Source organism: Pandoraea pulmonicola (assembly GCF_000815105.2).
In the GTDB taxonomy this organism is placed as follows: domain Bacteria; phylum Pseudomonadota; class Gammaproteobacteria; order Burkholderiales; family Burkholderiaceae; genus Pandoraea; species Pandoraea pulmonicola.
Genome location: NZ_CP010310.2, coordinates 3,277,410 through 3,290,674, shown reverse-complemented (window position 1 = coordinate 3,290,674; position 13,265 = coordinate 3,277,410). Strand labels below are relative to the sequence as shown.

At 66.2% G+C, this 13,265-nt stretch carries 9 protein-coding genes; 5 read left to right on the top strand and 4 right to left on the bottom strand.

The features are described 5' to 3' along the window. Positions 1–36: 36 nt before the first annotated feature. From RO07_RS14170 to cphA (RO07_RS14160), 3 genes are all read right to left on the bottom strand, one after another. On the bottom strand, positions 37–771 hold the full coding sequence (locus RO07_RS14170) for a PA3715 family protein (protein ID WP_147284651.1): 735 nt from the start codon (positions 769–771) through the stop codon (positions 37–39). Positions 772–889: 118 nt separating this feature from the next. Further along, positions 890–3,469 carry a cyanophycin synthetase gene (gene cphA, locus RO07_RS14165; RefSeq protein ID WP_039411572.1) on the bottom strand — a complete coding sequence of 860 codons (2,580 nt, stop codon included), beginning with the start codon at positions 3,467–3,469 and terminating at the stop codon, positions 890–892. A gap of 142 nt (positions 3,470–3,611) precedes the next feature. Next, on the bottom strand, positions 3,612–6,245 hold the full coding sequence (gene cphA / locus RO07_RS14160) for a cyanophycin synthetase (RefSeq protein ID WP_039411570.1): 2,634 nt from the start codon (positions 6,243–6,245) through the stop codon (positions 3,612–3,614). A gap of 332 nt (positions 6,246–6,577) precedes the next feature. On the opposite strand from cphA (RO07_RS14160), the gene RO07_RS14155 reads away from it, so the two are divergent. From RO07_RS14155 to RO07_RS14145, 3 genes are all read left to right on the top strand, one after another. Further along, positions 6,578–8,956: a cyanophycin metabolism-associated ABC transporter gene (locus RO07_RS14155; RefSeq protein ID WP_084072615.1), complete on the top strand. Its 2,379-nt coding sequence runs from the start codon at positions 6,578–6,580 to the stop codon at positions 8,954–8,956. Between the two features lie 18 nt (positions 8,957–8,974). Then, positions 8,975–9,442, top strand: a complete 468-nt coding sequence (locus RO07_RS14150; RefSeq protein WP_039411568.1) for a cyanophycin metabolism-associated DUF1854 family protein — start codon at positions 8,975–8,977, stop codon at positions 9,440–9,442. Between the two features lie 77 nt (positions 9,443–9,519). Continuing rightward, the gene (locus RO07_RS14145; RefSeq protein WP_039415532.1) at positions 9,520–10,428 is read left to right on the top strand and encodes a recombination-associated protein RdgC; all 909 of its coding nucleotides are present in this window, start codon (positions 9,520–9,522) and stop codon (positions 10,426–10,428) included. Positions 10,429–10,595: 167 nt separating this feature from the next. Here the strand turns inward: RO07_RS14145 and RO07_RS14140 are convergent, their stop codons facing one another. Beyond that, complete coding sequence (locus tag RO07_RS14140) at positions 10,596–11,501, bottom strand: LysR family transcriptional regulator (protein ID WP_039411566.1); 906 nt, start codon at positions 11,499–11,501, stop codon at positions 10,596–10,598. Between the two features lie 188 nt (positions 11,502–11,689). On the opposite strand from RO07_RS14140, the gene RO07_RS14135 reads away from it, so the two are divergent. Beyond that, positions 11,690–12,403: an SDR family oxidoreductase gene (locus tag RO07_RS14135; protein WP_039411564.1), complete on the top strand. Its 714-nt coding sequence runs from the start codon at positions 11,690–11,692 to the stop codon at positions 12,401–12,403. Positions 12,404–12,426: 23 nt separating this feature from the next. Then, the gene (locus tag RO07_RS14130) at positions 12,427–13,218 is read left to right on the top strand and encodes an SDR family NAD(P)-dependent oxidoreductase (protein WP_039411562.1); all 792 of its coding nucleotides are present in this window, start codon (positions 12,427–12,429) and stop codon (positions 13,216–13,218) included. Positions 13,219–13,265: the final 47 nt, after the last annotated feature.

Sequence of the window (13,265 nt, the reverse complement as noted above, 5' to 3'; positions counted from 1 at the left end):
GTCCTCCTCAAGGGGCAATCATGGCGCGATTCCGGCTCAACTACCCGACAACGCCTTGGGCACGTTGTAGCGCGTCCCGTCGAATTCGATCGAGACAGCGGGGCGCTTCGACGTGCTTTCCTTGCTTGCGCAGTCGTTGCGCGTCGGCTTGTTTGTCGTCGTGACGACCTTTTCGCTGACGAGGAGCGTCGCGTAACCCATCTTGCCCGCGGGACCCACCGAAATCGCACGCGACGTGTCGGAGAAGCTGCCGGCGCAATTGCCATCCCACTCGCCGCCGCCCGTCTGCGTCGCCAGATTGTCGACGACCTTGCGCAGTGTCGCGCCGTCGATCACGTAAAGGCTCAGCGTCGTCTGCGAAAACGGATTCACGCGCGACGACCCCTCGTATCCGGCGCGCACGCCGAACGCGACCGCCTGCGGCGTCAGCCGCCACGGCGCGGTATCGAGCGCGAGGCTGCGCAGCATGATCGCATCCGACGTGAAAGCCGACTTCTCGAACCGGTGCGCCACGATCTTGCCTGACTGGCTGTCCGCGACGACGATCTCGACGTCATACACCTTGTCGTCGTCCGTCCCCCCTTTTTGCGGCAACGGCAGCAGGGCAAGCGTCTGTGCCGGGTTGGCCGGCCACACCTTGCAGGTGGCGAGTTGGGCATCGAGCGCGCGCCCCGGTTGCAAGGTCTTCGTCCAGTCGTTCAGACGGTCCTTGCAGTCGGCATGGGCGAGCAAAGGCAGGCAAAGCAGGGCAGCGGCTAACAGGGGGCGCATGAGGGAGGTCGGAGTGGAGTCGCGAGTCCTGTAGTGTGCATGGAAATGCCGCCGACCAAAAGAGCAAGCCCCCGGCAGCACTGCCTGGGGGCTTTCGCGATACCACTGCGCACCGGTATCAGTGCGTCGAAGCTTCCTTGACCCGCTTGCCGATATGTTCGAGCGCTTTGTCGACCTGATCGATGAGGATCAGGCACAGATCGCCCGGTTGCAGGCGCGCGAGCGCGGTGTCGATCGCCAGGAACTCGCCGTGGATCTCGTCGATGTGGCTCGCGCGACGGGCACCGACCAGCCCTTCGCGCAGCAGACCCAGCACTTCGCCGTCTTCGCGGCCGCGCTGGCACTGGTCCTGATAGAGCAGCACGTCGTCGAAGGCGCCGCCGAGGATCTGGGTCTGGCGGCGGATGTCCTCGTCGCGACGGTCGCCCGCGCCGGAAATCACCACCGAGCGGCGACGCGCCGGCATCGTCTCGACAGCCTGCGTGAGCGCCGCGATCGCGTCCGGGTTGTGACCGTAGTCGGCAATCACCGTGGCGCCCTTGTAATCGAACACGTTGAAGCGACCGGGCGCCGTGCCCGCATCGTTGACGAACGTGGCCAGACCGGCGCGGATCGTCACCGGATCGATGGCGAGCGCCCACGCCGCCCCGATGGCGGCCATCGCGTTTTCGACCTGGAAGCCGATCACACCGCCCCGCGTGAGCGGGATCGCGGCAAGCGCATAGCGCGTTTCTTCGTTGCCGCGGGCCGCCACGATGTGGTTGTCCTCGACGTAGACGACCCGCTTGCCCTTTGCACGATGCGTGGCGAGCACCGGGTGTGCGCCGTCGACGGCGAAGTACGTCACGTCGCCCGGGCAGGCGTCAGCCATGCGCGCGACCATCGGATCGGCGGCATTGAGCACGGCCATGCCGCGCGGCGCCACGTTGCGCACGATCACGCTCTTGAGCACCGCGAGATCCTCGACGGTGTGGATGTACGACAGCCCCAGGTGATCGCCCATGCCAATGTTCGTCACCACGGCGACGTCGCATCGATCGTACGCGAGCCCCTCGCGCAGCAGACCGCCGCGGGCGGTTTCGAACACGGCGGCGTCCACGTCCGGGTGCATCAGCACATTGCGGGCACTGCGTGGGCCGCTGCAATCGCCGGTGTCGATCCGTTGGCCGCCGATATAGATGCCGTCGGTGCCGGTCATGCCCACGCGCAGCCCTTGCTGGGCAATCAGGTGAGCGATCAGGCGTACGGTCGTCGTCTTGCCGTTGGTGCCCGAGACGGCGACGACCGGAATCCGGCCATCGTCGCCATCTTCGAACATCGTCGAGACGATGGCTTCGCCCACGGCACGGCCCTTGCCGTACGACGGCTGCAGGTGCATGCGCAGCCCCGGCGCGGCGTTGACTTCGACGATGCCGCCTGCCTGTTCCTCGAACGGGCGGATGACGGTCTCGCACACGGCGTCCACGCCGGCGATGTCCAGGCCGACCTGCTGCGCGGCGGCCACCGCACGTGCGGCGATCTCGGGGTGCACGTCGTCGGTCACGTCGGTTGCCGTGCCGCCCGTCGACAGGTTGGCGTTGTTGCGCAACACCACGCGCGCGCCGGCTTCGGGCACGGAGTCGGCATGGAGTCCTTGCTTGGCGAGCGTCGCAAGGGCGATGTCGTCGAAGCGAATCTTGGTGAGCGACGTGGCATGGCCTTCGCCCCGGCGCGGGTCGGCGTTCACCGCATCGACCAGCTGACGCACGGTGTGCACGCCGTCGCCGGTCACTTGCGGCGGATCGCGACGTGCGGCCGCCACCAGCTTGTTGCCGATGACGAGCAAACGGAAGTCGTGGCCCGGGATGTAGCGCTCGATGATGACGTCGCGGCTGATGTCCTGCGCGGCTTCGAACGCCTTTTCGATTTCCTCGCGCGTGCGCAGACGCACGGCCACGCCCTTGCCCTGGTTGCCGTCACGCGGCTTGACCACGACGGGCGAGTCGATTTCCTGCACGAGTTTCCATGCGTCTTCGATGTCGCGCACCGTGCCGCCCAGTGGCACCGGCACACCGGCGGCGTGCAGCAGCGTCTTCGTCAGATCCTTGTCCTGCGCGATCGATTCGGCCACCGCCGAAGTCCGGTCGGTCTCGGCAGCCTGAATGCGACGCTGCTTGCTGCCCCAGCCGAACTGCACCATCGAGCCTTCGGTGAGGCGGCGGTACGGAATGCCACGAGCCACGGCGGCGTAGACGATGGAACCGGTGGACGGGCCGAGGCGCACGTCTTCATCGAGGTCGCGCAGGCGGTAGAGTGCATCGGCCAGATCGAATGCGCTGTTTTCGAGCGCGGCATTGATCAACTGCTGCGCGAGATCGAACGCAAGACGGCCCACCGGCTCTTCGCTGTACTGCACCACGACCTGGAACGTGCCCGGCTCGATGGTTTGCGTCGTCTGGCTGAACGTGACGGGGCAGCCGGCCGTGGCCTGCAGGTGCAGCGCCGTGGTGGCGAGCGCGTCGGCCAGCGATACCGGACGCTCTTCCGCGTCGGGCGTGAGCGCCGGCAGCTCGGGGAAGCGAGCGCGCAGACGGGCCTCGAAACCGGCCAGATTGCCGATCGAGTATTCCAGATCGGTGCACGTCACGATCGCCTCGATGGCGGTGTGACGGCTCCAGAGGTTCGGGCCGCGCAATGCGCGGATACGGGAGACTTCCATAAATTGCAATCCCTGTCTGTCCACTTCGCGTCCCTGTATGACGGTTGGTTGGCGAGAAAAACGACTGTGGCTTGGGTATTCGGTGGCTATCTATATAGAGAGACGGCGGCGGGGCGTCCCGCGCGCCGTCTTCAGTTGCCGGTCAGGCGGCCAGTGCGCGCATGGGTTGGCCCATCCACAGATGCACCAGATCGAGCATCGCGGCGGCGCTCCCTTCATCGGCCTGCAGCACGAGCAGCTCGCCGCTTGCGAGCTGCGCCAGCGCCGCTTCGGCAGCGGCGCGCCGTTCGCCGGCGTCGCTCACCTGCACCTTGGTGCCGGCAGTGTCCAGGCCTGCACGCAGTTGCGCACGCGTTTCCCCAGCCGGGCGCTTGCGCTTGACGCTCAGATCGTCGCACAGCACCACGCGGTCGAACGTCTGACCGAGCAGCTTGCCTTCGGCGCGGAGATCTTCGTCCATGCGGTCGGCGCCGGCGCCGTAGACGGCAATGCGCCGCGTGGCCGGCAGCGTGCCGAGCGCGGCCGCGAGCGCCGTCAGGGCGGGGGCGTTGTGGGCGTCGTCGACGATCACCGTCGCGCCTTGCTTCTCGAAGAGTGTGAAGCGGCCCGGCGCATCCACCTGGCCCACGTCGAACGTGGTCACGCCGGCGCGCAGGATTTCAGTGCTCACGCCCATCGACCAGGCGGCGGCCACGGCGGCGAGCACGTTCTCGACCTGGAAAGCGACGCGACCGGCGTAGGTCAGCGGCATGTGGGCCGTGGCGCCGAGGGGCGTCTCATCCGTGCCGGTGGCGAGGATCACCTGGCCGTTGCGCACGAACACCGTACGCTTGCCGGCGGCACGGTGCGCCACGATGGCAGGCAGGGTTTCGTCCAGACCGAAGAAGATCACGTCGCCATCGCACAGCTCGGCCATTTCGACCACGAGCGGATCGCGGGCGTTGAGCACGGCGACGCCGTCGGGCAGTACCACGTCGACCTGCGTGCGCAGCACGCTGAACATGCGGTCGACGTCTTCGACGAAGTACTGGCCCAGATGGTCGGGGCGGTCGATGTTGGTCACGATGCCGACCTGGCAGCGGTCGTAGGCGAGTCCTTCCGAGAGGATGGCGGTGCTGTCGTTCTCGAAAACGGCGGCGGTCACGCTGGCGTTCATCAGCACACGCTGCGCGGCATCCCAGTTGGCGCGGTCGCCGCCCTGGACGAGGCGCTTGTCGAGGAACAGGCCGTCGCTGCAGGCGAGGCCGGTGCGCTCGCCCGCAAGCTGCAGCAGATGCGTAAGCAGTCGCGCGACGACGGTCTTGCCATTGGTGCCGGTGATGCCGACGACCGGAATGCGACCGCTGTCGCCTTCGGGGAACAGGTGATCGACGATGGCGCGGCCCACGGGGCGCGGCGTGCCTTCGGCGGGCTTCAGGTGCATGAGCAGGCCCGGGCCGGCGTTGACTTCGACGATGGCGCCACGTTGCTCGGTGAGTGGGCGCGAGATATCTTCGGCGACCAGGTCCACGCCGGCGATGTCCAGGCCGACGATGCGCGCGGCGAGCGACGCATGCGCGGCCACGCTCGGATGGACGCGGTCGGTCACGTCGAACGCCACGTTGCCGTTGCGCTGGATCAGCACGTTCTTGCCTTCGGGCGGTACGGAGTCGGCGTCGAAGCCCTGGCGCTTGAGCTCCAGGCGGGCCGACGAATCGATGCGCACGCGGTTGAGCGGTTGATCTTCCGCGCTGCCGCGACGCGGATCGCTGTTGATCTGCAGTTCGATGAGTTCGGACACGGTGTGCTTGCCGTCGCCGACCACCGAGGCCATCTCGCCCATGGCGGCGGCCACGACACGGCCGCCGACCACCAGCAGACGGTGCTCCAGGCCCGACACGAAGCGCTCCACGATCACGCCGTTGCCTTCTTCGAGCGCCACTTCGAACGCCGTGGTGACTTCGTCTCGCGTGGTGAGATTGATGAACACGCCGCGGCCGTGGTTGCCGTCGTACGGCTTCACGACAACCGGCAGGCCGATGTCTTCGGCGGCTTCCCAGGCGTCTTCGGCGCTGTCGACCAGTCGGCCTTCGGGCACGGGTACGCCACACGATTCGAGCAACTGCTTGGTGAGGTCCTTGTCGCGCGAGATGCTCTCGGCGATGGCGGGGGTGCGGTCGGTCTCGGCGGTCCAGATGCGGCGGGCGGCGGCGCCGTAGCCCAGTTGCACCAGATTGCCGTCGGACAGGCGCAGATGCGGGATGTCGCGGTCGTCGGCGGCGTCGACGATGCACGCCGTGCTCGGGCCGAGGCAGTGTTTGTCGACCAGACCGCGCAGATGCTCGACGGCGGCTTCGACGTCATAGGGACGGTTTTCGATCGCCGCCATGACCAGGTCGCGGGCGGCGAACAGCGCCGCACGGGTCACGTCTTCGTGCCAGGCGCGCACGATCACCTTGTAGACGCCGGTGATCGGGGTTTCGCGTGCCTTGCCGAAGCCGCCGGGCATGCCGGCGAGGTTCTGGAGTTCGAGCGTGACGTGCTCGAGAATGTGGCCGGGCCACGTGCCTTCGTGCAGGCGCTGGAGGAAGCCCCCGCGCTCGCCGATGCTGCAGCGGTGCTCGATGAGGCTCGGCAGCCACTCGGACAGTCTTTCGGGAAACCCCGGGATCTTGTTGGACGGGAATTCCTCGAGTTCGCCGATATCGACCCATGCCTCAAGCACCGGCCGATATGTCCACATATTCGGGCCGCGCAGCGACAGGACATCGAAAATCTCAATGTCTTTCTTTTTCATCTAAGGCTATTTCACGCGTTCTGGCTGGTCTGGGAAGCCGGCGAGGCCGATTTCGGGCGGCACAGCCGGTCGCGCTATTACAGTTAACTGGTTACTTAACGTGAAAGCCCGCAAACGGTTGACCGTCGCAACAATATTTCCGTTGTGCGGTGTGTCATCGGGGAACTCCACGCCGCAAAAAGCGTCGCTGTGGTTATACTTGCGGCAAATTTGCGGACTGACAGGGAAAGTCCGCCTCGTCTCTTCTCCGTTTGTCTCGATGTCCGCTCCTTGAGGACACGTCTGCCGCAGCAATGACTGACACCTCTACACCGGCGCCTTCCGGCGCCGCCATGCCGCAAGCCGCTTCCGAAAGCGACGCCGCCGGTTCGTCTTCCGCCTCCACCATCGGCCGCAGTGCCGCCGCCGAATCCTGGTATCCGGACGTCGCCGCGCAGTTGGACGCCGGCGAGTCCGTCCTGGCATGGCTGCCCATCGATCTCGACGCCCAACTGCACTTCGCCCGAGGCGTGGTCGTGGCGACAGAACGCCGCTTGCTCGCGCGCGCGCCGCGCCGCGACGGCGGGCAGGGGCCGTGGCAGTCGCTGCCGTACCGCGCCGACTTGTCGCTCGCGCATACGGACCACGCGGGGGTGGGCTCGCTGGAAGTGTGCGACGCGGGCGAGAAACTCGCCCACTGGCGTTACACGCTGGGCCACAATCCCGCCGCCCTGCAACTGATGGACACCGTGGTGCGCCAGCGCGACGCCCTCGTGGCCGGGGGTGCCGCCGCGGCCGAGCAGGCGGAGGCGGGCACGTGCCCGATCTGTCAGGCCGAATTGCCGCCGGGCGTTGACGACTGCCCGCAGTGCAATCCCGAAACGGAAGCCCCACCGTCGACGTGGGCATTGCTGCGTCTGTGGCGTTTCGCACGCCCGTATCGATTCCAGTTGCTCGCCGGCTTCCTGCTCACGTTGTGCGCCACCGGCGCCACGCTGATCCCGCCGTATCTGACGATGCCGCTGATGGACAACGTGCTGATTCCGTTCCAGAACGGCCAGCCGATCGACTACAGTCGCGTGGCGATGTACCTGTCCGGCTTGCTCGGCGCAGGCGTCATCGCGTGGGTGCTGGGCTGGGGGCGCACGTACTTGCTGGCGAAGGTGTCCGAGCGGATCGGCGCCGATCTGCGCACGGCCACGTACTCGCATCTGCTGCGGCTCTCGCTCGAATACTTCGGCGGCAAGCGCACGGGCGACCTGATGGCGCGTATCGGTTCGGAGAGCGACCGCATCTGCGTGTTCCTCTCGCTGCACCTGCTCGACTTCGCCACCGATGTGCTGATGATCATCATGACGGCGGTCATTCTCGTGTCGATCAACCCGTGGCTCGCCGTGGTCACGCTGGTGCCGCTGCCGTTCATCGCCTGGCTGATCCACCTGGTGCGCGACCGTTTGCGTCACGGCTTCGAGAAGGTCGACCGCATCTGGGCCGAAATCACCAATGTGCTCGCCGATACGATTCCGGGCATTCGCGTGGTGAAGGCATTTGCGCAGGAAAATCGTGAGGTCGCACGCTTCAAGGAAGCGAACCGCCACAACCTCGTGGTCAACGACCGGGTGAACCGCGTGTGGTCGCTGTTCTCGCCGACCGTCACCTTCCTGACCGAAGTGGGTCTGCTCGTGGTGTGGATCTTCGGCATCTGGCAGATTTCGAAGCACGAGATCACGGTCGGTGTGCTCGCCGCATTCCTCACTTACATCAGCCGCTTCTACACGCGTCTCGACTCGATGAGCCGCATCGTGTCGGTCACGCAGAAGGCCGCCGCGGGCGCCAAACGGATCTTCGACGTGCTCGATCACGTCTCGAACGTGCCCGAGCCGGTCAACCCCGTGCATCTGAAGGAAGTGAAGGGCGCCATCGATCTGCGCGACATCGGCTTTCGCTACGGCAACCGGTCGGTGATTCGCGGCATGGATCTGCGCATCGCGCCCGGCGAGATGATCGGGCTCGTGGGGCATAGCGGTTCGGGCAAGAGCACGCTGGTCAACCTGATCTGCCGCTTCTACGACGTGGCCGAAGGCTCGATCCAGATCGACGGCGTGGATATCCGCGCACTGCCGGTCTCGGAATTCCGCCGCAACGTGGGGCTCGTGCTGCAGGAGCCGTTTCTGTTCTTCGGCACGATCGCCGACAATATCGCCTACGGCAAGCCGGACGCCACGCGTGCCGAGATCGTGGCAGCCGCCCGCGCGGCGCACGCGCACGAGTTCATTCTGCGCTTGCCGCACGGCTACGATTCGCTCGTGGGCGAGCGCGGCCAGGCGCTCTCGGGTGGCGAGCGCCAGCGTATTTCCATCGCGCGCGCGCTGCTCATCGATCCGCGCATTCTGATTCTCGACGAAGCGACGTCGTCGGTGGACACCGCCACCGAGAAGGAAATCCAGAAGGCGCTCGACAACCTCGTCAAGGGACGTACGACGATCGCCATCGCACACCGGCTGTCGACGCTGCGCAAGGCCGATCGCCTCGTGGTGCTCGATCGCGGCAAGATCGTGGAGGTCGGCAACCACGACGAACTGATCGCGCGCGAAGGCGCTTACTACAAGCTTTACCAGGCGCAGCAGCGCAACGTCGACACCGATGTGGACGACGTCGTCGCCTCGGCCGAAGTGGCTGCCACCGTCGCTGCCGTGGTGGCGACGCCGGCCCAGCCGCTCTCCGTCAACTGAACGTTCGCGAGAATTCTCATGCAGATTGATTTCACCCTCTCGCGCAACGCTTTCGGTCGTCTGGTGCTGACCGATGCGGCAGGCATTGTCCACGAAAGCGTGGTGCCTGTGCGCGCGTTTCCGATTGCCGCGCCCGAAGCGGGGCTCGCCCTGGTGAGCACGGAAGGCCGCGAACTGGTCTGGCTCGATTCGCTCGACGTTCTGCCCGCCGCCATGCAGACGCTCGTGCGCGAAGAGCTCGCCGCGCGCGAATTCATGCCGGAGGTGCAGCGCATCAAAGGCGTGTCGACCTATGCCACGCCCAGCACGTGGACGGTCGAGACGCATCGGGGCGAGGCCTCGTTCGTGCTGCGCGGCGAGGAAGACATCCGTCGCCTGGGCGGACAGACGCTGCTCATCACCGACAGCCACGGCATTCACTTCCTCATCCGCGATACGGGCAAGCTGGACAAGCTCAGCCGGAAGATTCTCGACCGCTTCCTCTGAGGCAAAACGTGTAATGGGATTCGCCGCGCTTCGCGTCGCTGGTAGAATCGTTGCTTTTGCTTGTTGCGGTGATGCCGATGTGGTTCAAGAATCTTCAGTTGCACCGAATTCCTGCCGGTTGGTCCATGAGCGTCGCGCAAATGGAAGAAGCGCTCGAGAAGCACGCCTTCCGCGAGGGCGGCAGCCTCGAATTGCAAGTGCAGGGCTGGGCGCCGCCGCGTGATGGCGGCGAGCTCGTGCACAGCGTCAACCGTCAGTTCCTGATTGCGTATCGCGCCGAGAAAAAGCTGCTGCCGTCGACCGTCGTGAATCAGGTCACGCGCGCCAAGGCCGCCGAGCTCGAAGAGCAGCAGGGCTTCAAGCCCGGGCGCAAGCAGATGCGCGAACTCAAGGAGCAGGTCACCGACGAACTGCTGCCGCGTGCGTTCGGCATTCGTCGCGATACGCGTGTGTGGATCGATCCGGTCAACCGTTGGCTGGTGATCGACGCCGCGTCGCCCGCCAAGGCCGACGAAGTGCGCAGCCTGTTGCTCAAGACGCTCGACATCGTGCTCGAGCCCGTGGAACTCAACGAAGCGCCGGTCGCGATGATGACGTCGTGGCTCGCCGGCAATGACGCCCCGTCCGGCTTCACCGTCGACCAGGACGTGGAACTGCGCTCGAATACCGACGAGAAGGCGGCCGTGCGCTATGTGCGTCACCCGCTCGACGGTGCGGACGTGCGTCAGCACATCGAAGCCGGCAAACGCTGCACCAAGCTGGCGATGACGTGGAACGACCGCATCTCGTTCGTGCTCACGGATGCCTTCATCGTCAAGCGCGTCACACCGCTCGACGTGATCAAGGACGCCGCCGATCCGACGGCCGAAGGCGAGGCCGAGAAGTTCGACGCCGACGTCGCACTGATGACCGGTGAGCTGGCGCGCCTGCTCGCCGACTTGGTCGAAGCGCTCGGTGGCGAGCGTCAGATGGACAAGGCGGCCTGAGGGGCGCCGGGCGACACCGGAAGTCGCCCACTCTCGTGAGATAGCGACAAGCGCGCCGCGATACCCTGAAAGGGATCGCGGCGTTTTCTTTTTCCGGCGCGCAGGTGAGACAGCCGGCCCGTCATCCGATGGCGCCGGATCCGCGCCTCACCGGAGCCGCACCATCGTCAATGCTGTGGCCAGCGCCACGAAGCACGCAATCTGTCGCGCAGAAAATCCACAAAGGCTCGCGTACGCGGCGCGAGATGACGGCCGTGCGGGTACACCGCGTGAAGTGGCGACGCCGGGATCTGCAACGCAGGCAATACGCGCACGAGCCGTCCGGCCTTGAGGTCGTCGCCCACGTCCCAGATCGATTTCTGCGCGATGCCCGCGCCATGCAGCGCCAGCTCGTGCGCGGTGTCCCCGTCGTCAACGACGTAGGTGTCGCGCACCTGGATCCGAACCGTTTCGGACTGCCATACGAAACGCCAATCGCCATGCGGTGCATTGCCGAACAGAATGCAGTCGTGTTGCTGCAGGTCGCCGACTTCCTGCGGCGTACCATGGCGCGCCAGATAGCCCGGCGAGGCGACCAGCACGCGGTAGTTGGGGGCGAGCTCCTGGGCGACGAGACTGGAGTCGGGCAGAGTGCCCACGCGGATCGCGACGTCGATGCCGTGCGCCACGAGGTCGACCCAGAGATCGCTCAGTTCCAGATACACCTTGAGGTCCGGGTGCCGTTCCCGGAAAGCAACGAGCAGCGGCGCGAGATGGCGGCGGCCGAACGCGCGCGGGGCGCTGATGCGCAGCACCCCGCCGACGGTGCCGGCCTGTCGCGTCATCAGCCGTTCGGTCTCGGCGATCTCGGCCAGGATCCGCTGGCAGCAGGCGTGAAAAACCTGCCCCTCCTCCGTGAGCGCCTGCCTGCGCGTGGTGCGATTGAGCAGCCGCACGCCCAGGCGCTGCTCGAGCAGTCCGAGCCGTTTGCTCACGACCGCGAGCGACAGGCCCATCTCGCGCGCCGCCGCCGACATGCTGCCGGTGGCCACGATCCGGTCGAACAGTGCGAGGTCCAGCGTCTGATCGATCATTTTGTGTCGATTATCAATATCTTGGAGAGAGTCATTCAGTTCCGAGGTGGATTATCGTTTCTGTCGACGAGGATCACAATGGTGGCATGACATCGCGCGACGGCGGCTCATGGCGCCGCGCCGGTGTCGGATGGCAATCGTATTGCTGCGAATCTCGAACCGTTCTCATCGTTTCCAGGAGTCTCACCATGTTCAATTTCGAAGGTCAGCGCGTGTTGGTCATCGGCGGCAGTTCCGGCATCGGCCGTGCCGCGGCACAAGCGTTCGCCAGGGCAGGGGCCGCCGTCACCATCGCTTCGCGCAACCAGGCGAAGCTCGACGAGGCGCTTGCCACCATCGGCAACACCGCCCGCGCGGCCGTGCTCGATATCAGCGACGCCGCCGCGGTCGAGCGCTTCTTTGCCGATCATGCATCGTGGCAGCATGTGGTGATGTCGGCCGCTCAAACGCCGACCGGGCAAGTGCGCAAGCTCCCGCTCGACGATGCGCATGCCGCCTTCGACAGCAAGTTCTGGGGCACCTATCACGTCGCGCGTTTCGCCCGTATCGAGGATGGCGGCTCGCTCACGCTGACATCGGGCTATCTGAGCGTGCGGCCGAGCACCTCGTCGGTGGTGCAGGGGGCAATCAACGCGGCCATCGAGGCCCTGGGCCGCGGTCTCGCTCTCGAACTCTCGCCGGTGCGCGTGAACACGGTATCGCCGGGCCTGACGGTCACGCCGCTGTGGAACAAGCTTTCCGAGGCCGATCGCGAGGCGATGTACCGCAATGCCGCCGAGCGTCTGCCGGCACGCCGGGTGGTGGCCGCCGAAGACGTGGCCAACACGATTCTCTATCTCGCGGGTACGCCGAGCGCAACCGGCTCGACCGTGCTGATCGACGCGGGCGGCGCGATCGCCTGACCACGGATATTCCAGGAGGTCCCATGCATATCGATCTGAAGGACAAGGTGGCGCTGGTGACGGCGTCGACGGCCGGCATCGGCTTCGCCATCGCGCACGGACTGGCGGCGGCCGGTGCAACGACCATCGTCAACGGCCGTTCGCGCGAAGGAGTGGACGCCGCTGTCGCGAAGTTGCGCAAGGCCGTACCCGATGCACAGGTGCGCGGTGTGGCTGCCGACGTGTCGAGCGCGCTCGGGTGCGACACGCTGGTGTCCGCCGTGCCGGACGTCGACATTCTCGTGAACAACGCCGGCATCTTCGGTCCGCAGGACTTTTTCGAGATTCCCGACGAGGCCTGGCAGCATTTCTACGATGTCAACGTCATGTCGGGGGTGCGGCTCTCGCGCGCCTATCTGCCCGGCATGGCCACCCGTGGCTGGGGGCGTGTGGTCTTCATCGCGTCGGAGTCGGCATTGAACATTCCCGCGGACATGATTCATTACGGGATGACGAAGACGGCACAGCTCGCGGTCTCGCGTGGCTTGGCAAAGCGCATGCGCGGCACGGGCGTGACGGTCAACGCCGTGCTGCCTGGTCCGACGCTTTCCGATGGCATGGCGGCAATGCTGCATGCATCGGGCGTGCCGGCGAACGCCGACATGGAGCAGGCGGCCGCCGCGTTCGTGCGGGAGCACCGTCCGAGTTCGCTCATCGAGCGCGCGGCGAGTACGGCGGAGGTGGCGAACATGGTCGTTTATGTTGCGTCGCCGCAGGCGTCGGCCACGACCGGCGCGGCGCTTCGCGTCGATGGTGGTGTGGTCGACTCACTATGAGTGGCTTCCGACAATGCGACGACGGATCATCGTCGCGCATTGCCGTT